Origin of the sequence: Bacillus pacificus, assembly GCF_020861345.1 — a bacterium.
GTDB classification, from domain to species: domain Bacteria; phylum Bacillota; class Bacilli; order Bacillales; family Bacillaceae_G; genus Bacillus_A; species Bacillus_A pacificus.
In genome coordinates, this window is record NZ_CP086328.1 from 826,847 (window position 1) to 845,862 (window position 19,016).

Here is a 19,016-nt window from a genome sequence, read left to right on the forward strand (position 1 = left end):
GGAGAGCATGAAAGGGAAACTTATAGTAGTCGGCGGTGGCTTGGCTGGCTTAATGGCAACGATTAAAGCGGCGGAAGCAGGAGTAAATGTTGAACTGTTCTCTTTAGTACCAGTAAAACGTTCGCATTCTGTATGTGCCCAAGGTGGAATTAACGGTGCCGTAAATACGAAAGGTGAAGGGGATTCTCCGTGGATCCACTTTGACGATACAATTTATGGTGGGGACTTCTTAGCGAACCAACCACCAGTTAAAGCAATGTGTGAAGCAGCACCTGGTATCATTCATTTAATGGACCGTATGGGTGTTATGTTCAACCGTACGGAAGAAGGACTTCTTGATTTCCGTCGTTTTGGTGGAACGCAACATCACCGTACAGCATTTGCTGGTGCAACAACTGGACAGCAATTACTATACGCATTAGATGAGCAAGTACGTCGTCACGAAGTAGCAGGACTTGTAACGAAATATGAAGGTTGGGATTTCTTACGAGCTGTTATTGATGATGAAGGTGTGTGCCGAGGAATCGTTGCACAAGACTTACAAACTATGGAGATTAGAAGTTTCCGAGCTGATGCCGTGATTATGGCAACAGGGGGCCCTGGTATCATCTTCGGAAAATCAACAAACTCCATTATCAATACAGGTACAGCAGCTTCTGCTGTATATCAACAAGGCGCATATTATGCAAACGGTGAGTTCATTCAAATTCACCCAACGGCAATTCCTGGAGACGATAAATTACGTCTAATGAGTGAATCTGCACGTGGTGAAGGTGGACGTGTTTGGACATATAAAGATGGTAAACCATGGTACTTCTTAGAAGAAAAATATCCGGCTTACGGAAACCTTGTACCTCGTGATATCGCAACGCGTGAAATCTTTGATGTTTGCGTAGAGCAAAAACTAGGTATTAACGGTGAAAACATGGTGTACTTAGATCTTTCTCATAAAGATCCGAAAGAACTAGATATTAAACTTGGTGGAATTATTGAAATCTATGAGAAATTTACAGGTGACGATCCTCGTAAACTACCAATGAAAATCTTCCCAGCTGTTCACTATTCAATGGGCGGGCTATGGGTTGATTATAAGCAGATGACAAGCATTCCAGGTTTATTTGCAGCAGGTGAGTGTGATTATTCTATGCACGGTGGTAACCGTCTTGGCGCGAACTCACTGTTATCAGCAATTTACGGTGGTATGGTAGCAGGACCAAATGCAATTGAATATATGAAAGGTCTTTCTAAATCATCAGATGCCGTTTCATCTAATGTGTATGAACAAAATGAATTAATCGAAACAGAGAAATTTAACAATATTTTAACGCTTGATGGTAACGAAAATGCGTATGTTCTTCATAAAGAGCTTGGAGAATGGATGACAGATAACGTTACAGTAGTTCGTGAAAATAAAAAATTATTAGAAACAGATGCAAAAATTGAAGAGTTAATGGCTCGCTACAAACGTATTAACATTAACGATACAGCGAGATGGAGCAACCAAGGTGCTTCATTTACACGCCAACTTGCAAATATGTTTGAATTAGCACGTGTTATTACAATTGGCGCATATAACCGTAATGAGAGCCGTGGGGCGCATTACAAACCTGAATTCCCAAATCGTGATGATGCAAACTTCTTAAAAACTACGATGGCGAAATTTGAAGGAGAAGGAAATGCACCGGCATTCCATTACGAAGACGTGGATATTTCATTAATTAAACCACGTAAACGTGATTATTCTTCAAAACACGATGTAGCTGCTAAGAGTGAAGAGAAGGGGGATAAACAACATGTCTGAGAAAACAATCCGCCTCATCATTACGAGACAAGACGGACCAGATGCGCAAGCGTTTGACCAAGAGTTTGAAATTCCGTATCGTCCGAATATGAATATTATTTCGGCGCTTATGGAAATTCGTCGTAATCCTGTCGATGCAAAAGGAAACAAAACAACTCCGATTGCATGGGATATGAACTGTTTAGAGGAAGTATGTGGTGCATGTTCGATGGTGATTAACGGAAAACCACGTCAATCATGTACAGCTCTTATCGATCAATTAGAACAACCAATTCGCTTAAAACCGATGAAGACATTCCCGGTTGTTCGTGACTTACAAGTTGACCGTAGTCGCATGTTTAATGCTCTAAAACGTGTTAAAGCTTGGATTCCAATTGATGGTACGTATGACTTAGGACCAGGACCAAGAATGCCTGAGAAGAAACGTCAATGGGCTTATGAGCTTTCAAAATGTATGACATGTGGTGTTTGCTTAGAATCATGTCCAAACGTAAATAGTAAATCGGACTTTATTGGACCAGCTCCGTTATCACAAGCTCGTCTATTCAACTCACATCCAACGGGTGAAATGCATAAAGCAGATCGCTTACGTGCAATTATGGGTGATGGAGGACTTGCAAACTGTGGTAACTCTCAAAACTGTGTGCAATCATGTCCAAAGGGTATTCCGTTAACAACTTCAATTGCGGCGTTAAACCGTGATACAACAATTCAATCGTTCAAAGATTTCTTTGGTAGCGACAATAACTATTAAAAAATATTGCCTCTTCATTTCGAAGGGGCAATATTTATAACTGTATTATTCTGTTTATTCTGTTTATTTTGAAGTGAAAAGGAGAGGGAACAATGAAGAGGATTTCTTATATTGAAGACTTTGAGCAATGGGAAAGTGGTTTTTCGTTTTACAATCCTGTAAAGGTTCGTTTTGGTGAAGTAGATATGTTTGGACATGTAAATAATGTCGTTGCCTTTACCTATTTTGAAGAAGCACGTATCGCATTGTTTAAAGAACTTGGATTTATGCAAGAATGGACGCATGAATCTTCAGAAACGATGATTGTTGTTGCGGATTTACAATGTAATTTTATTAAGCAAATATATTTTGATGAACAGTTGAAGGTGTATGTAAAAGCTGGATCAGTTGGAAATTCTTCATTAGATTTGCATTATATGGTGAAGAATGCAGAAGGAGAAGTTTGTTTAGTTGGTCGTGGAATGATGGTCCAAGCGTCGAAAAAAACGGGAAGAGGCGAACCGTGGCCTGAAGAGTGGAAGAAAAAATTAATACAATGATAGAGTGAAAGAAAAATAAGAGAGCAATTTGCTCTCTTATTTTTTGTCTTCCATCGCCTCTTCTAATGTTAAATGATGTTTATATATGTATGTAGCGTATGGATTTCCAACGTAGCGCAAATGCCACGGTTCATATGAGTATTCTGTTGTTTCTGTTTTATCTTCTAAATAACGAATGACAAAGCCAAATTCATGAGCATGTTTTGCAACCCATTTACCTTCGTTTGTCTCTCCAAAAATAGGCTCTAATTGGAATTTAGCAGATTTTGAACTAATATCCATTGCTAAACCAGTTTGATGTTCACTCGTACCGGGAATGGCACTTACTGAATCCGCCTCAGCTTTTCCTTGACGTCTAACGTATGTATCATGTAATGATTTTTGGCGTTTGTATGAACGATAACCAGATACAGCTGTAAGTTCAAGTCCTTCTTTCTTTGCCGCTTCAAACATATTTTCAAGCGCATCTGCAGCATCTTTGCGCAGCAATGTTTTTTCTTTATCTTTTGGACTAGTAAATGGTACGTTTGGTCTCGTTAAGTCTTCAGGTGTGTATCCGTCTGGTAGTTTTCGATGTTTATTAACTAATACAAGATTAGACTCTGGATTTGTTACAACGGAAAAATCATTGTCTAGCTTCTTTGCATTATGATCAGCTTTTGGAAAAGCAGGAATCTCTTCTTTTTGGTGGTTACTATGCTGTTGACTTTCGACAGCTTTCGCATTATTTTGTAGTGGTGATTTAGAACTAAAGTAAGCGAAAGAAGTGATACCGATTACAATAGTAGTGGCAGAAATAATAATTATCTTTTTCATGATGCCTTGTAATCACAGTCCTTTCTTAATAAAATGTGTATCGTTTCTTATTATAAGTCTAGTTTAATGAAAAAGAAATATAAGAGTCGTAACGTAATAGAAATGCAAAGAAAATGTCAGAAAATGTGTGAAATTGTAGTATTTTTTTATATAATTCATTTCTTGTCTTTCATGAAATTCATTTTTTATGTAATATATACACATAAGAAGATGTAGCGATTATCGAGAATAAAAAACTTCTTGTATAGACTAGGAGTGAATGGGAATGGATTTTGCAACACTTATTGGAATTATTTTAGGAGTAGTGGCGGTAGTAGTAGGAATGGTCGTCAAGGGCGCTGACGTAATGGCCTTAGTTAATCCTGCCGCAGCATTAATTATTTTCGTTGGTACATTTGCTGCAGTATGTATAGCATTTCCAATGAATCAATTAAAAAAGATTCCAAAATTATTTAAAGTTCTTTTTGGTTCTAATAAAAAAGATTTAAGTTATGAACAGTTGCTAGAATTGTTTGTTCATTGGACATCTGAAAGTAGAAAATACGGTATTTTGTCTTTAGAGCAGCAATTAGACAAAATTCAAGATGAATTTCTTTTGCGTGGTATGAAATTTGTGATTGATGGCGTATCTGCAGAAGATTTAGAACAAATTTTAGAAGCTGAATTAGAAGCAATTGAAGAAAGGCATGCAAAGGGAGCAGCAATTTTTTCTCAAGCTGGTACATATGCACCAACATTAGGGGTTTTAGGTGCTGTTATTGGTCTTGTAGCTGCACTTGGTAATTTAACTGATATTGAAAAGTTAGGTCACGCTATTTCGGGTGCATTTATTGCAACGATTTTTGGTATTTTCTCAGGTTATATACTATGGCATCCATTTGCAAATAAATTAAAGCAAAAATCTGCAGCTGAATTAGAGAAAAAACGTTTAATTATTGATTGTCTATTAATGTTACAAGAAGGTACATATCCGTTTATTATGAAGAACCGCATTTTAGGTGCACTTTCTGCAACTGAGCGCAAAAAGCTTGAAAAAGGGGCAGAAAAAAATGCGGAGTAAAAAAAATAGAAGAAGTAAAAAGAAAAAACACGAAGAACATATCGATGAAACTTGGCTAATCCCTTATTCTGATATGTTAACGTTGTTGTTTGCATTGTTCATCGTTTTATTCGCAATGAGCAGTATAGATGCTGCTAAGTTTAAACAGATGGCTGTTGCTTTTCGAAGTGAATTAGCTGGTGGAACAGGTAACAAAGAATTTTTAAGTGATCAGAAGCCAAATGATGAAAAGGAATTATCAGCAAGTAGTTTAGAGTCTGAGAAGATTAAAAAGAATGCTGAAGCTGAAGTAAAGCAACAAGAAATGAACGAATTAAAAGCGGTACAAAAAGGTATTGATAAGTATATTGAGGAAAATCGATTATCTTCTTCTTTTAAAACTGATTTAACAGAAAAGGGATTGAAGGTAACGATATTAGAAAATGTACTATTTGATTCTGGGAAAGCGGACGTAAAATTAGAATCGTTAAGTATTGCGAAAGAAATGTCTAATTTACTTGTTTCAGCATCACCTCGTGAAATCACAGTATCTGGACATACAGATAATGTTCCTATTGCAAATGCGCAATTTGCATCGAACTGGGAATTAAGTACGCAGCGGGCAGTTAATTTTATGCAAGTATTACTGCAAAATAAAGAATTACAACCAGGAAAATTTAGTGCAGTTGGTTACGGAGAATACCGGTCAATTGCTCCAAATGATACGCAAGAAGGAAAAGCGAAAAATAGACGTGTAGAAGTGTTTATTTTACCTTTAACGAGAAATTTGCAATAAAAGAGGATGGCACATGCCATCCTCTTTTATTTTGCATCAAATGATTTTAAGTTGTCATGGCGGATTTTATCTTTTTCTGCATCTGATTTTTTGAAATCATAATCATATAAAGCGCCTTCCCAATCGCCATACATTGGATTTGGGAAAATAATAAATTTCTCCCCAAATTGTGCTTTTGAATCTGAGACTGCTTGGTTTCGGTCCTTTACAGACTTTCCATCAAAACCAGTGAAGTCAGATAAGTTATCACCGAAGAATAAAACGATATCATGTGTTTGAGAAACGAGTTCACGACGTTTTTCTTTTCCTTTTTCTTTCGGGTCTTGTAGTAATATATGTTCTTTCGTTGCTTGAGGCGCGCCTACACGCTCAAGGTTTTTAATTGTTGCATCTAGTTGGTTTGTTTTACGATTTGAGATGTAGTAAATATCTACACCTTTAGACTCTGTATATTTTAAGAAATCAATTGCACCTGGAAGGGCCTCAGCTTCAGCCTTATTAATCCAATCATCCCATTTATACGGATAGCCTTTTCCTGTTTTTACGCTCATTGCTTGATGAGGACTGTTATCTAAAACAGTTTCATCTAAATCAAGTACGATAGCGGGTTTTTTCTCGGTTCCTTTTGCAAGAGCTGCATCAAGCTTCAATTGACCGATATTGTATCCTTGGTAGTACAATGCTTTCGTTTCACCGGCTGTTTGATACCATAAATCAGCCATTAATTGCTGGTCTGTTAATTTTACTTTCTCTTCTTTCGCCACTGTTTTCTCTTGCGTTCCTGAACATGCTACAAGCGATGTAGATAGAACCGCTACAGATAATAAAGTGGTAATGCCCCTCTTCATCTTCATATGTATCCTCCTTGATGTTAAAAAATCATCTTATATTATATATTAAAATATAAATTTTTTTTATGAACATTTGCATATTGTCTTTTGTATATGTAGTAGTATGTCCTATATTAGAAAGATGAGAAAAAATGATGGGAATTATTTTGACAAGTTTAATTGTCGAAATGACAATAATAATTGACAAATCATATGATAATATTTACAATTTTAACTAAATAGAACAAATGATGGATTAAGGCGGTGTTACATATTAAGAGGATAAAGTGTAGTGCTATATTTTATCTTGTATAAACATAGTCTTTGAAAGAGAGTATGAATGATAGTAAAGGGGAGGCTTTATACTTTGAGTTTACAAATTCAAAACTTAACGAAACAATTTGGGGAATCAAAAGCAGTTAACGGCTTGCAAATTTCATTACCAAAAGGTGAAGTGTTAGGATTGCTTGGACGAAACGGTGCAGGAAAAACAACGACAATCAAAATGCTTCTCGGATTATTAACGCCTAATGAAGGGTCTATTACATGGGATGGAAAATCATTTGGGACTAGTGGAGTAACGATAGGGTACTTACCAGAAGAAAGAGGCTTATATACAAAAAGTAGAGTAGTAGACCAGTTGCGATATTTTGGCAGATTAGAAGGCATGACGAAAAAAGAAGTAGATCTTGCTATTGATCACTGGTTAGATCGATTAGCAATACCGGAATATAAATTTAAAACGGCAGGAGAGCTTTCAAAAGGGAACCAGCAAAAAATCCAATTAATTGCTGCTCTTCTTCATAACCCTGAACTTCTCATTTTAGATGAGCCATTTAGCGGACTGGATCCAGTGAATGCGGGGATGTTAGCTAGCATTATTGAAGAACAAGTACAGAACGGAAAGACAATTATTTTATCTAGTCATCGTATGGAACAAGTGGAGGCTTTTTGCCAACATGTATGTATTTTGAAAAAAGGTGAAGCAGTCGTAAAAGGTCAATTAAGTGATATTAAAAAAGAATATGGTTTCCGTAATTTAACGATTGAAGATACAGAAGAGAATGAGAAGGGATTAAAAGCTATTCATGTATCGTATGAAAAACAACAAGGCCTTCTTTATGTGAAAGTACAAGACGATGCAGAAGCTCTAAACATTTTACAACAATTACAAGAACAAGGTATTACCTTACGACAATTTAAAATGTTAGAGCCGACGTTAAACGAAATCTTTGTAGAGAGGGCGAAATAACGATGCGTAAATTTTCTCACGTATTTTCATTTTATTTTAGGGAAGCATTTTTATCTAAAAAATCATTAATTACGAGTGCGATTTTGTTTTTAGTTGTGTTTGGGCTTTTCGCATTTAATCATTTCACAGCTGATAACGATAAAGGAAAAGATAAATTTGCTGTAGTAACAGAAAGCGATACGTATAAAGTGCAAGAAAGTGATATAACAAAGTTACTTCCGTCTGCTAAAGTAACGGTAGAAAATAAGGATAAGTTTAATAAACTACGTAAGCAAGTAGAAGATGGGGATTTAGACGGTTTATTCCGTATTACAGAAAAGAATGGTATCCCAGAAGTGACGTATATGTATAGTGGTTTTCCGAGTCAATCAACGGCTACACTTATGGCAAGTTATTTGAAGGAACAGTATACAGCGGTAATGATTGAAAAAAATAACGTATCTGCCGAAGTAGCAAAACAGTTACAGATGGAAATTCCGTTAAAGCAAGAGGCGGTAAAAGATCATGCATCTTCCTTTGGAATTGGCTATATTTTCTCGTTTGCTTTATATATGTTTATTATTGTGTTTGGAACTGCAATTGGGACGACGATAGCATCCGAAAAATCATCCCGTGTTATGGAGTTAATGCTTCCGAAAGTAAAACCATTAACAATGCTACATGCTAAAATTTTAGCAATTGTTTCTAGTGCTTTACTATTACTTATTACTGCTTCTCTCGGTTTTCTTGTACCGTATTTATTAGGTTGGGTAGACCTAGAAAATGCATCTTTAGTAGGACTTGTACTAGACTTTTCCAAGTTGGATGCTGTAGTAATTAGTATGTTCGTTGTATATTTTGTTACAGGCTACTTACTATATGCAATGTTATATGCAGCGGTTGGTGCTGTTGTATCAAAAATTGAGGATGTGCAATCTCTTTCGTTCCCAATTACAATGTTAGGTATAGCAGCATTTTTCATTAGTATTAAATCACTATTTGATCCTAATAGTACATTAGCTGTAGTTAGTTCGTATATTCCATTCTTTACACCTATGGTTACATTTTCAAGGCTTGTAGCGGGTGAAGCAGGAACTGTAGAGATTATTGTGACTTTAGTCATTTTATTGGTGACTATTGCTATCGTCAATATGCTTGCAAGTCGCATTTACGTAAATGGTGTAATGAATTACTCAGACAAAGTGAAATTTAAAGATTTAGCGAAATTTATAAAGCGTCAATAATGAGAGAAAAGCATGATTTCCTGTTGAAATCATGCTTTTTCTTTATGTATAAATTAAAAATAGTATATAATAATAAGAGTCGTCTTTTAATAGAATGAATAAAAAGGAGGGTGTGCAGATGGGAATTAGTAGTCGTTTTACAGTAGGTGTTCATATGTTGACATTACTTGCGATAGATCGAAACTCTCGCTGTACCTCTGAATGGATTGCCGGTAGTGTGAATACAAATCCAGTTGTGATTCGTCGCATTACAGGAATGTTGAAGAGAGCAGGACTTGTTGATGTACAAGCTGGTAAAGGTGGTACGACACTTGCTCGTGATTTAGAAGAAATTACATTACTTGATGTATATAAAGCAGTGGAAGTTGTAGAAGAAGGACAGCTATTTTCCTTCCATGAAAATCCCAACATTGAATGTCCAGTAGGAGCTAATATTCAATCAGTATTAGAAATTATTTTAATGCAAGCGCAAGAAGCGATGGAAAATGTACTTGCAAATGTAACAGTAGATCAATTAGTTACAAATTTAAAGTCTAAAATGAAAGAGTAAAAAAGCGAGCATCCTCATAATGAGGGCTCGCCTTTTTTTATTTAGAAATATTGAAAATTTTATTTTTCAGTATTTAAAATGAATTTACCTACGATAGCTGCTACGATACCACCAACAATTGGTGCGATGATGAATACCCATAGTTGAGAAAGTGCTTCTCCGCCAGCGAATAAAGCTGGTGCGATACTACGAGCTGGGTTAACAGAAGTTCCAGTTAACGGAATACCTAATAAGTGAACTAAAACTAATGTGAAACCAATTACTAATCCTGCTAGAGAAGAACTTCCTTTTTTACCTGTTACAGCAACGATTACTAAAATGAATACGAAAGTTAAAATAAATTCAACTAGAAATGCTCCAGATAAACCAAGAGTTCCAAAACCGTTTTGACCTAAATTATCTAAAGGTGTTTTAGCAGATTTTAAAATTGTTACTAACGTTGCAGTTCCTAATAAACCACCTAAAATTTGAGCTAATACATAATAACAAAGTTCCATAGCGTTCATTCTTTTATTGATGAACATAGCTACTGATACTGCTGGGTTAATGTGACATCCAGAAATTGTTCCGATGCTATATGCCATAGCCACAATAGATAGACCGAAAGCCATAGCGATTCCTAATGTTCCAATTCCTTCAATTCCGCCGCCAATGACAGCTACTCCAGTTCCGAATAATACTAGTACAAATGTACCAATAAATTCAGCGATTGCTTTTTTTAACATAATTTACCTCCTATTGTTGCGCATGAACCGTATTATAACATAGGTTTTAGTATAAACCGTTAATGAAATACTATTCTGATAAGGCGCAATAGGGGGACAATAAAAAAGAGTATGGTTCTTTGTCACAGAACCATACTCTTTTTTTATGCTGTTTTTTTCTGTTTAACGACTGGAACAGAACGGTTTAAAATGCTATTTGCAACCATTCCTAACATAATAATAATCATTCCAAGTAGGGAAAGCCCGCCAGGAAATGAACCATTTAAGAAAACAATTTCGCCAAGCACGGTAAAGACCATCGTTCCAGCTTGCGTTGCTTCAACAGCTCCAAGTAGAGCGAGATTATCTTTGGCTAAGTCAGTAGCAAAGAAAAATGTCATTGTCGCTATAACGCCAGAACATAATGCTAACAAAAATCCTTGCAGCATTTGGCTTGATGTTGGAATACCCGTAGTAGAAAATCCGAATATACCAAGTAAAATTGTTATAGGAAGACTGCCTATTGCCATTCCTAATACACGTTGGAATGTATCAAGACGCCCGCCAACAAGTTCCATCATTTTTCGGTTACCGAATGGATATAAGAAAGCAGCTAACACGACAGGTAAAAATCCTGAAATGAACTGAGTCATTGTAATGTGACCTGCTGCAGTTGCTTGCATACAAATTACACCAAGTAAAATAAATAATGCGACATATAAACTACGAAGTGGAATTTTTCCGCGTACAAGTTTCGTACCTGATTTTGTTTCTATTTTAACGAAAAATAATGGCGAGAGTAGTAAACCTGCTAATATAGTAACTTGCCAAGTTCCAGCAACGAGCCAAGCGGGAGAAAAGACAGCTGCAAAACTTAATAAAGAATAGAAACCAATACCAGCAACAGACCCCCACCCGATCCAAGCCAATGGATGTTTCTTTAATTCTTCCCATAACCCCCTTAAGTTTTTGCGAAATAAAACGATAAGGAATAAAATAGGGAGAGCAAATAAAAAACGGAAGGAAGCTGTCCAAGCCCAGCTCGTTCCAGATACATTCATCGCTCGATTAATAATAAAGGTTGCGGAAAAAAAGGCTGATGATAAAAGGCCTAATAAAATTGCGCGCATGAAGTATAGCACTCCTTTCGAAATTCAAAGAATATGTATAGTATAATATACTTTATTTGTATAAAAGTAAACTATTTTATATTTTAAGGTGGTTTTATAGATGAAAGAACATGAAGATATGCAAACGAAAGAAGTCATTCAGCAAGTAGGTCAGTTATTAAGACAAATTCGAAATGAGCAAAAATTAAGTTTAGAAGAATTAGCTCAAAAAACAGGAGTTAGTAAATTAACGTTAGGAAAGATTGAAAGAGGCGAAACGAATCCGACGTTAGCCGTCATTTGGAAAATAACGAAAGGATTATCAATTCCTTTATCGAGATTGATGGTTGTTGGAGAACCTGTAGCTGTTGCGCGCTGCGGAGAAGGATTTGCAGTAGATGTAGGACAAGCATGGCATTTAGAAACAATGTTCCGTTATACGAAAGAAACGGGGATGGAAATGCACCGTGCTTGTTTACGATCGAATAGTATATATGAACCAGAAGCGCATCATGAAGGTGCTATTGAGCTTGTAACGGTAATGAAAGGGAAAGTATTGATTCAAGTAGAAAGCGATGTATACGAATTAAATGAGTTCGACTCGATTCAATTTGAAGCGAATAAGAAACATAGTTATAAGAATGAAGAAGATGAAGTGGCGGTATTACATTTAACGATGAAATATTCTTCATGAAAAAATCCCCTATAGAAAAATCTATAGGGGATTTTGTATACACTATGCTTAAATATACGAAAGAATGTTATTAGTAAGAGCGTGGCATAAGTAATAAACAAATAAAATAAACTAAAAACCCCGTCCCAAAACATAAAACAGCAATGACCCAAAGTATGCGAATGAGAGTAGAGCTAATATCAAAATATTCTCCTAAACCACCGCATATACCAAATAGCATTTTATCAGTTTCGGATTTACATAACCTTTTTGACATCTTCCAATCCACTCCTTTTTATGACAAGCTATATACTTCTATTCTATATGGAAATTTATGAGAAGACTATGAGGTTGTATTACATTTTTTTTAGGAAACAGTCGTATTAATTGTCTTAATTTTCAGTTGATATTAAAATTATATCATGAGGTGAGTTTCAATAAAGGGTGGGAGGGATAGAGATGACAGTATATTGGCTGACTAATGTAATGCTTGAATCAGGGTATACATATGAAGAGGGTAGAATTTCTCAAACAGAAACAGAGTTATGTAGTTTACTCATTGAAGATGGAAGAATTAAAAAAATGATAACAGGGGCTATTCAAGAGGAAGGGGTATCAATTTTTGATGCCAATCGTTTATTAATTTTGCCTGCTTTCGAAGAGATGCATATTCATATTGATAAAACATATTATAGTGGTCCTTGGAAAGCTTGTATGCCAGCAGAAAGTATTTTTACACGTTTTCATGAAGAAGAGGAAATTTTACCGAAGCAATTAGCAACTGCTCAAGATAGGGCGGAAAATATGCTAGCGTTATTGCTTCAAAATGGTGCAACGAATATAAGAACGCATTGTAATGTTGATCCAATTATTGGACTTGGTAATTTGGAGGCGACGTTAGCGGCGTTGGAAACATATAAAAAACAGGTTTCTGGTAGAATTGTTGCTTTTCCGCAACATGGATTATTGCGCAGTAATTCTGTGCAACTTGTGAAAGATGCGATGCGTATGGGTGCGCATCTAGTCGGTGGAGTGGATCCAGCTACAGTGGATAATGATATTGAAAAATCATTACATACCATTATGGATATCGCAGTAGAATTTAATGCGGACGTTGATATTCATCTGCATGATGCGAATAATCTTGGGACGTTTACGATGAAGAGATTGGCAAGTTTAACAGAAGAAGCGGGATGGCAAGGTCGCGTAACGATTAGTCATGCGCTTGGACTTGGTGGTGTTACAGATAAAGAAGCTGAAGAAGTGGCGGAAAGACTAGCAGCTTTACACATTGATATTACTTCAACAGTACCAATTGGGAAACAAGTAATCCCAATTCCATTATTAGATAAAAAAGGTGTGAAAGTTTCGTTAGGAAATGATAGTATTACAGATCATTGGTCCCCGTTTGGAACAGGTGATATGTTGCAAAAGGCAAATCGATTAGCGGAACGTTTTGGATGGAGTGATGAAAGATCGTTAGGAAAAGCACTTCGCTTTATTACGGGAGGAAAAGAAACGTTAAACAGTGAAGGGAAGCGAGTTTGGCCGAATGTAGGAGATGAAGCGAGTTTTGTTTTGACGAATGCAACATGCGTCGCTGAAGCAGTAGCGCGTCAAACAGAGAAGCATTTAGTCGTGCATAAAGGAAATATTGTTGTTGGAAGTTTAAGTGAGGTTAAATTAAATAATCTTGTGTAAAAGAATCGTTTAAATGTTTTGAGGAGGGTTCTAATTGTGAGTATAGAACTCTTCTTTTTTATGTTTGAAATATATTTCTTATAGGTTACTAGGAAGGATGAAAAATTTGGACAATCAACATAATCAAAATCATATTATGGGAACTTTGCAATGGTTTATATTTTTATTAGCGAATTCAATCGCATTACCAATTGTCGTTGGCGGATTATTTCATCTTACGACGGAAGAAATATTTTATTTAATGCAGCGTACATTTTTTGTAGTTGGTATATCATCTTTTTTACAAGGGTGGGTTGGGCATAGACTGCCAATTGCGGATGGGCCAGCTGGATCTTGGGTTGGAGTATTTACCGTACTTGCTTACGCAACGGCCGGACAAGATCAATTACATAGTACATTGCAAATTTTAGAATTAGGAATGATAATTTCTGGTGTTATTTTAATAGGGTTAGGGGTAACTGGTTTTATCGGACGTATTTTATTTTTGTTTACGCCGCTTGTGACAGGGACGTTTTTACTTTTATTATGCTTACAATTAAGCGGTGTATTTTTAAAAGGAATGCTAGGAATTACTGCTACTGTTTCTCAAATCGATGGATTTACAGCGGTAATTGCGTTTAGCATATTTCTTTTCGTTATTATACTATCTAACTTCGGAAAAGGTTTTGTCAAAAGTTATGCAGTTTTAATCGGATTAATTAGTGGGTGGATTCTCTTTCTCATTGCAGGAAAAGTGATGATTCCAGCTCAAGTAACGCATTTTGTGCAACTTCCGCAAATATTTGCTTGGGGACTTCCAAAATGGAATACAGGTATGGCTGTATCAAGTTTCGTTATGGTATGTATTTTAGTTTCGAATACAGTGGCGGCGATTATAGCAATTAATCAAGCTACCATTCAAAAAGGGACCATTGAACAGAAACAGTTGAAGGATGGTACGTGGGTTGGAGGGATTTCACATATCATTTCTTCTGCATTTTCAACTGTAGGTGTCGTGCCGTTACCAGCAACGGCAGGATTTATACGTTTAACGAAACAAAAATATATACGATCGTTCTTACTAGCATGTATGTTACTAGTCGTAATGTCGATGTTCCCAAGTATTATTCGTTATTTAGCATCTTTACCATCGGCCGTCGCATCTGCGGTTTTAATGGCTTCATTCGTACAGCTAATTGGAATTGGATTCAATAATATAAAACAAGTGGAGCTTAATGAAAGGAATGTAACAATTTTAGGCGTTGCAGTATTATTTGGCAGCGGTGTTATGTTTCTACCGTCTGGAGCGCTCCAATCATTGCCATCTGTTATGCAATATATATTCGGAAATGGTTTATTTGTAGGTACTGTTGTAAGTATATTGCTAGAACAAATATGGCGTACTGAAAAGTGAGTAGATGCAAGGAGTGTCTGCACTGTATAAAAGTCTAAAATAACATGTGAAATAAAGCCCATTTTCATTCACCACCCGCACATTTCGTTCATACAATATCTTGACTAAATAAACACCCAACTTACACATACACAGCTCTGGCTTAAGCAAGGAGGGTTATACCAGTTGAAGGAAAAAGCGTATCAATCTAAACCTTTACTCACAAAGAGAGAGAGAGAAGTATTTGAATTACTGGTTCAAGATAAAACAACGAAGGAAATTGCAGGTGAACTTTTTATAAGTGAAAAGACAGTTCGTAACCACATCTCAAATGTGATGTGTAGTGATTACAAAGAAAAGAAGTGCGATTCGCGATTCTTTTTGAGGTCTCACAAATAAAACGTGGATTTGTACGGATATGCAGGTTACGAGAAAGAACGGTTTGAACTGCCAAATGCTGTTGTAGCAGGTATGTATGAAATCCTACATACAGTGGAAGGAACGGAAGGCTGACAAACTCTTGGTATGAGTGGATTTCTAGGATTTGGTTATTGTTGATAATGATGTGTTATGTTAACTAGGGGGGCGTATACATTAAAAAACTGTTGAATAATTTATCATTTGGGGTTTATATTGTAAATCGCCAACAAAACTATGGAGATATACACCACAGGAAATAAGGATGAAAAATGAGTGGATTTATTACAAATGGGGGAGGAGTGAAATACATGGACAGCGTATTACCTATTGGAAAGAAACATGGATGTTTTACTATAATTGGTGGTTTTGAAGTATATCAAGAAGAAGTTGCTAAAAAAGAAATTGCAAGACTAGAACAAAAAAAGCAAAAGTTCATTAATGGGGAAAAAGTTGTTGGGAATAATTTTGATTCTGTAGATGTTTATGATAAATGGATACAAGACTGGAAGTCTTACAAGAAATACCAATGCCAATGTAAATGTGGAAAAATAGGATATTTTACTGAAGATCAATTATTTAGAAAGAAGTGGAGGGATTGTGGAGAAAAGTGTGAATTAAAACAAGAACGCAAGAGAAAAAGGATAGCATCATATCCTAGAGTAAAAGATAAAAGTTATGATATTGATTATTTACATACCACACATGAATCATTAGAGGTATTAGAATGTATTGATGAAAATTATGAGGGGAATCCTGTTATATTTAATAAAGGAAGAACAGGAAAGGAAGGTGGCGAAGTTAAAGTATATAAGTTATATAGATGTCATTGTTATCTGTGCGATAAAGAATATCAATTCCTGTCATCAGATTTTAAGATAAAAAATGATAGTCATGGATCGAAAGCAAAAGATGGATATTATTGTAAAGCTCATTGCGACTGTCATAAAATTTCATCATTTCAATGGCGAACTATAAAAATACTGAGAGCATATAAGGTAGCATATAAGGTTGAAGTTGAGTTTCAGGACTTATATGGTATAGGGCAAAAGAACTTGTTGCGTTATGATTTTGCTGTTTTCGGTTCAGGTAATAGCATTAAATGTCTTATTGAGTGTCAAGGTGAACAGCATTATAAGCCTGTAGATGAGTTCGGTGGTATTTCACAACATAAGTCTCAAGTAAAGAATGATGAATTAAAACGTGATTATGCCAAGGCACACAATATATCTTTAATCGAAATCCCGTATACTTGTGATACATACGAAAAGGAAATAGAATTTCTTAAAACCGCTGGAATTATTTAATCACATATTTTCAGATATCGATCAACTTAACAGCACTTGTCAAGATGCACTGAGTCAATGAGATACTGGTTGTTGGATATCAGATTAAGAGGGCATAAAATTCCAATTTATCGGTGAGCTTGATTTGAAAGTGAAAAAGACAATGAAGTGTCTTTTTTCATATCATCGTCAATTTTCTCAGTCACACAGATAGTGCCTCTTTTTTAAAATTTATAACTGCTTATAAAGAATATTAAGTCAAATGTGATGTATAGTTCTTGCGAATAAAACATTTCATTAAGAATTTTTTAGTGTGTTTTCTTGTGCAAAAATACAGTTTCGTGACATAATAAATCTAGATTAGAGAGAAAAATTGATGCAATTCAGGGTAAAGGGGTTTGAGGAATAAGTGGCGAAAGATGCAAGTAAGACTCCTATTTTTCATATTACACATATAAATAATCTGGAGTCGATTTTAAAATCAGGCGGTCTATATTGCAATAAGGTGATAAGAGAGCAAAAAACAGATGTTAAAGATATTTCTTTCGAAAACATTCAAGGGCGTAGAGAGAGTAAAAAGGTACCGATTCCTCCATTTGAAACGTTACATCATTATGTGCCATTTTATTTTGCACCACGTTCGCCAATGTTATATACAATTAATCAAGGAAATGTTCCTCAATATCAAGATGGTCAAGGGTCTATTATTTATTTAGTATCCAGTGTACAAAATGTTGAAGATGCAAATATTCCTTTTGTATTTACAGATGGTCACGCGATTATGAGCTTTTCAGAGTTTTATTCTGATCTACAGGATTTAGATAAGATTGATTGGAACGTAATGCAATCAAATTATTGGTTTGATACGCCAGAACATCCTGATCGTAGAAGAAAAAGACAGGCTGAATTCCTTTTGATTAATTTCTTTCCTTTAAAAATTTTAAAAGGAATAGGGGTAATAAATGCACAAATGAAAGAACAAGTGGAATGTATACTCCAACAAAACAATATATCAGTACCAGTTGCCGTTGTACCTAAGTGGTATTATTAGGAGGTGTACGATTTAATGATACGTTATACAACAGGTAATTTACTTGAGGCTTCTACAGAAGCTTTAGTGAATACAGTTAACTGTGTGGGAGTAATGGGGAAAGGAATTGCCCTTCAGTTTAAACAGGCATATCCGAAGTGTTTTAGTGAATATCAAAAAGCATGTAAAATGAATGAAGTCCGTCCAGGGAAAATGCATGTTGTTAATCTTGATAGTCTGTTTAATCCGAAATATATAATTAACTTTCCAACGAAGAGACATTGGAAAGAGAAATCAAATATAGAAGATATTAAAGCGGGATTAATTGATTTAATTAATGTGATAAAGCAGCAGAACATAAAATCAATTGCAATTCCTCCATTAGGATGTGGAAATGGTGGATTGAATTGGGCGGAAGTAAGACCAATTATTTTAGCTGCAATGGAACAGGTGCCAGATACAGAAGTATTATTATTTGAGCCAAATAATGCTCCATCTCCAGATAAGATGAAGATAGGAACAACAAAGCCTAATATGACAAAAACCAGAGCTTTGTTTATTTCATTGATGAATCAGTATAAACTTCCAGGATATCGTTTATCTTTATTAGAAATTCAAAAGCTTGCCTACTTTCTTCAAGAGGTTGGCGAACCTATGCGCTTGAATTTTGAAAAAGGAAAGTATGGCCCGTATGCAGAAGTTCTAAATCATGTATTACAGCGATTGGAAGGACACTATATTAGAGGATACGGTGATCGAAGTAGCAAAGCCGAGGTATATTTATTAGAAAATGCCTCAGAGGAAGCAAAGAAGGTATTAATTAATGAACCAGAGGCATTGAAAAAACTTGAAATGGTAAATGAACTTATATATGGATTTGAAACGCCATATGGGTTAGAACTATTATCTACTGTACATTGGGTTGTTAAACAGGATCCTAAATTCTTGGAAAATAAAGAATTAGTAGTAACGGAAGTTCATAATTGGAATGAACATAAAAAGCAACGGTTACAGCCAAATCATATTTTAAAAGCAGTAGAACACATAAACGAAATCTTTAGTTATAAATAAAAATGGGTTGTCCCTGATATCTAGGTGCATATAGTGGGGATGAGGTGATGTAA

The 19,016-nt window shown here is 35.6% G+C and carries 20 protein-coding genes; 15 read left to right on the top strand and 5 right to left on the bottom strand.

What is annotated here, in order from left to right:
* Window positions 1-7: 7 nt before the first annotated feature.
* The 3 genes from sdhA to LMD38_RS04335 all read left to right on the top strand — a co-directional run bounded on the left by sdhA (window position 8) and on the right by LMD38_RS04335 (window position 3,094).
* Window positions 8-1,801 (top strand): succinate dehydrogenase flavoprotein subunit, encoded by a 1,794-nt coding sequence (gene sdhA, locus LMD38_RS04325; RefSeq protein WP_061183298.1) that lies wholly within the window; start codon window positions 8-10, stop codon window positions 1,799-1,801.
* Entirely contained in the window at window positions 1,794-2,555 is a 762-nt protein-coding gene (gene sdhB, locus LMD38_RS04330; RefSeq protein ID WP_001291825.1) for a succinate dehydrogenase iron-sulfur subunit, read from the top strand. The genes sdhA and sdhB overlap by 8 nt, the downstream gene beginning before the upstream one ends.
* Before the next feature lie 92 nt (window positions 2,556-2,647).
* Entirely contained in the window at window positions 2,648-3,094 is a 447-nt protein-coding gene (locus LMD38_RS04335; protein WP_000822739.1) for an acyl-CoA thioesterase, read from the top strand.
* A gap of 36 nt (window positions 3,095-3,130) precedes the next feature.
* Here the strand turns inward: LMD38_RS04335 and LMD38_RS04340 are convergent, their stop codons facing one another.
* Window positions 3,131-3,910 carry a M15 family metallopeptidase gene (locus LMD38_RS04340; protein ID WP_016718620.1) on the bottom strand — a complete coding sequence of 260 codons (780 nt, stop codon included), beginning with the start codon at window positions 3,908-3,910 and terminating at the stop codon, window positions 3,131-3,133.
* Between the two features lie 265 nt (window positions 3,911-4,175).
* Here LMD38_RS04340 and motA point away from each other — a divergent pair, with 265 nt between their 5' ends.
* The gene (gene motA / locus LMD38_RS04345; protein ID WP_000344868.1) at window positions 4,176-4,970 is read left to right on the top strand and encodes a flagellar motor stator protein MotA; all 795 of its coding nucleotides are present in this window, start codon (window positions 4,176-4,178) and stop codon (window positions 4,968-4,970) included.
* A complete protein-coding gene (gene motB, locus LMD38_RS04350) occupies window positions 4,960-5,745 on the top strand; it encodes a flagellar motor protein MotB (RefSeq protein WP_001256752.1) in 786 nt (261 codons plus the stop codon). The genes motA and motB overlap by 11 nt, the downstream gene beginning before the upstream one ends.
* Before the next feature lie 26 nt (window positions 5,746-5,771).
* Here the strand turns inward: motB and LMD38_RS04355 are convergent, their stop codons facing one another.
* Window positions 5,772-6,599 carry a 5'-nucleotidase, lipoprotein e(P4) family gene (locus LMD38_RS04355; RefSeq protein ID WP_000782777.1) on the bottom strand — a complete coding sequence of 276 codons (828 nt, stop codon included), beginning with the start codon at window positions 6,597-6,599 and terminating at the stop codon, window positions 5,772-5,774.
* Window positions 6,600-6,942: 343 nt separating this feature from the next.
* Here LMD38_RS04355 and LMD38_RS04360 point away from each other — a divergent pair, with 343 nt between their 5' ends.
* The 3 genes from LMD38_RS04360 to LMD38_RS04370 all read left to right on the top strand — a co-directional run bounded on the left by LMD38_RS04360 (window position 6,943) and on the right by LMD38_RS04370 (window position 9,600).
* The gene (locus LMD38_RS04360) at window positions 6,943-7,827 is read left to right on the top strand and encodes an ABC transporter ATP-binding protein (protein WP_000058127.1); all 885 of its coding nucleotides are present in this window, start codon (window positions 6,943-6,945) and stop codon (window positions 7,825-7,827) included.
* A gap of 2 nt (window positions 7,828-7,829) precedes the next feature.
* A complete protein-coding gene (locus LMD38_RS04365; RefSeq protein ID WP_016718619.1) occupies window positions 7,830-9,050 on the top strand; it encodes an ABC transporter permease in 1,221 nt (406 codons plus the stop codon).
* Between the two features lie 118 nt (window positions 9,051-9,168).
* Window positions 9,169-9,600, top strand: coding sequence for an Rrf2 family transcriptional regulator (locus LMD38_RS04370; protein WP_000512998.1), 432 nt, complete (start codon window positions 9,169-9,171; stop codon window positions 9,598-9,600).
* A 59-nt stretch (window positions 9,601-9,659) separates the two neighbouring features.
* Here LMD38_RS04370 and LMD38_RS04375 read toward each other — a convergent pair whose 3' ends face one another.
* Together LMD38_RS04375 and LMD38_RS04380 are read right to left on the bottom strand one after the other, a co-directional pair.
* Window positions 9,660-10,325, bottom strand: coding sequence for an MIP/aquaporin family protein (locus LMD38_RS04375; RefSeq protein ID WP_000913199.1), 666 nt, complete (start codon window positions 10,323-10,325; stop codon window positions 9,660-9,662).
* Window positions 10,326-10,468: 143 nt separating this feature from the next.
* Window positions 10,469-11,434 (bottom strand): DMT family transporter, encoded by a 966-nt coding sequence (locus LMD38_RS04380; RefSeq protein ID WP_001201659.1) that lies wholly within the window; start codon window positions 11,432-11,434, stop codon window positions 10,469-10,471.
* A 100-nt stretch (window positions 11,435-11,534) separates the two neighbouring features.
* On the opposite strand from LMD38_RS04380, the gene LMD38_RS04385 reads away from it, so the two are divergent.
* The gene (locus LMD38_RS04385; protein WP_000658050.1) at window positions 11,535-12,107 is read left to right on the top strand and encodes a helix-turn-helix domain-containing protein; all 573 of its coding nucleotides are present in this window, start codon (window positions 11,535-11,537) and stop codon (window positions 12,105-12,107) included.
* A gap of 70 nt (window positions 12,108-12,177) precedes the next feature.
* Here the strand turns inward: LMD38_RS04385 and LMD38_RS04390 are convergent, their stop codons facing one another.
* Window positions 12,178-12,363, bottom strand: a complete 186-nt coding sequence (locus LMD38_RS04390; protein WP_000044337.1) for a PspC domain-containing protein — start codon at window positions 12,361-12,363, stop codon at window positions 12,178-12,180.
* Between the two features lie 182 nt (window positions 12,364-12,545).
* Between LMD38_RS04390 and LMD38_RS04395 the strand changes: the two genes are divergently transcribed.
* The 6 genes from LMD38_RS04395 to darG all read left to right on the top strand — a co-directional run bounded on the left by LMD38_RS04395 (window position 12,546) and on the right by darG (window position 18,963).
* The gene (locus LMD38_RS04395; protein WP_061183294.1) at window positions 12,546-13,787 is read left to right on the top strand and encodes an amidohydrolase family protein; all 1,242 of its coding nucleotides are present in this window, start codon (window positions 12,546-12,548) and stop codon (window positions 13,785-13,787) included.
* A gap of 97 nt (window positions 13,788-13,884) precedes the next feature.
* A complete protein-coding gene (locus LMD38_RS04400; RefSeq protein ID WP_061183293.1) occupies window positions 13,885-15,180 on the top strand; it encodes a purine/pyrimidine permease in 1,296 nt (431 codons plus the stop codon).
* A 165-nt stretch (window positions 15,181-15,345) separates the two neighbouring features.
* Complete coding sequence (locus LMD38_RS04405; RefSeq protein ID WP_228920187.1) at window positions 15,346-15,558, top strand: helix-turn-helix domain-containing protein; 213 nt, start codon at window positions 15,346-15,348, stop codon at window positions 15,556-15,558.
* Between the two features lie 329 nt (window positions 15,559-15,887).
* Window positions 15,888-16,883 (top strand): hypothetical protein, encoded by a 996-nt coding sequence (locus tag LMD38_RS04410; protein WP_228920188.1) that lies wholly within the window; start codon window positions 15,888-15,890, stop codon window positions 16,881-16,883.
* A gap of 388 nt (window positions 16,884-17,271) precedes the next feature.
* The gene (gene darT, locus LMD38_RS04415) at window positions 17,272-17,913 is read left to right on the top strand and encodes a type II toxin-antitoxin system toxin DNA ADP-ribosyl transferase DarT (RefSeq protein WP_228920189.1); all 642 of its coding nucleotides are present in this window, start codon (window positions 17,272-17,274) and stop codon (window positions 17,911-17,913) included.
* A gap of 15 nt (window positions 17,914-17,928) precedes the next feature.
* Window positions 17,929-18,963 (top strand): type II toxin-antitoxin system antitoxin DNA ADP-ribosyl glycohydrolase DarG, encoded by a 1,035-nt coding sequence (gene darG / locus LMD38_RS04420; RefSeq protein ID WP_228920190.1) that lies wholly within the window; start codon window positions 17,929-17,931, stop codon window positions 18,961-18,963.
* Window positions 18,964-19,016: the final 53 nt, after the last annotated feature.

Coding starts and splice junctions, on each gene's coding strand:
- LMD38_RS04400 (WP_061183293.1), top strand. CDS start 13,885: ATGAAAAATTTGGACAATCAACATAATCAAAATCATATTATGGGAACT.
- LMD38_RS04375 (WP_000913199.1), bottom strand. CDS start 10,325: ATGTTAAAAAAAGCAATCGCTGAATTTATTGGTACATTTGTACTAGTA.
- sdhA (WP_061183298.1), top strand. CDS start 8: ATGAAAGGGAAACTTATAGTAGTCGGCGGTGGCTTGGCTGGCTTAATG.
- LMD38_RS04385 (WP_000658050.1), top strand. CDS start 11,535: ATGAAAGAACATGAAGATATGCAAACGAAAGAAGTCATTCAGCAAGTA.
- sdhB (WP_001291825.1), top strand. CDS start 1,794: ATGTCTGAGAAAACAATCCGCCTCATCATTACGAGACAAGACGGACCA.
- LMD38_RS04380 (WP_001201659.1), bottom strand. CDS start 11,434: ATGCGCGCAATTTTATTAGGCCTTTTATCATCAGCCTTTTTTTCCGCA.
- LMD38_RS04335 (WP_000822739.1), top strand. CDS start 2,648: ATGAAGAGGATTTCTTATATTGAAGACTTTGAGCAATGGGAAAGTGGT.
- LMD38_RS04355 (WP_000782777.1), bottom strand. CDS start 6,599: ATGAAGATGAAGAGGGGCATTACCACTTTATTATCTGTAGCGGTTCTA.
- LMD38_RS04410 (WP_228920188.1), top strand. CDS start 15,888: ATGGACAGCGTATTACCTATTGGAAAGAAACATGGATGTTTTACTATA.
- LMD38_RS04390 (WP_000044337.1), bottom strand. CDS start 12,363: ATGTCAAAAAGGTTATGTAAATCCGAAACTGATAAAATGCTATTTGGT.
- LMD38_RS04370 (WP_000512998.1), top strand. CDS start 9,169: ATGGGAATTAGTAGTCGTTTTACAGTAGGTGTTCATATGTTGACATTA.
- LMD38_RS04340 (WP_016718620.1), bottom strand. CDS start 3,910: ATGAAAAAGATAATTATTATTTCTGCCACTACTATTGTAATCGGTATC.
- motB (WP_001256752.1), top strand. CDS start 4,960: ATGCGGAGTAAAAAAAATAGAAGAAGTAAAAAGAAAAAACACGAAGAA.
- darG (WP_228920190.1), top strand. CDS start 17,929: ATGATACGTTATACAACAGGTAATTTACTTGAGGCTTCTACAGAAGCT.
- LMD38_RS04395 (WP_061183294.1), top strand. CDS start 12,546: ATGACAGTATATTGGCTGACTAATGTAATGCTTGAATCAGGGTATACA.
- LMD38_RS04365 (WP_016718619.1), top strand. CDS start 7,830: ATGCGTAAATTTTCTCACGTATTTTCATTTTATTTTAGGGAAGCATTT.
- motA (WP_000344868.1), top strand. CDS start 4,176: ATGGATTTTGCAACACTTATTGGAATTATTTTAGGAGTAGTGGCGGTA.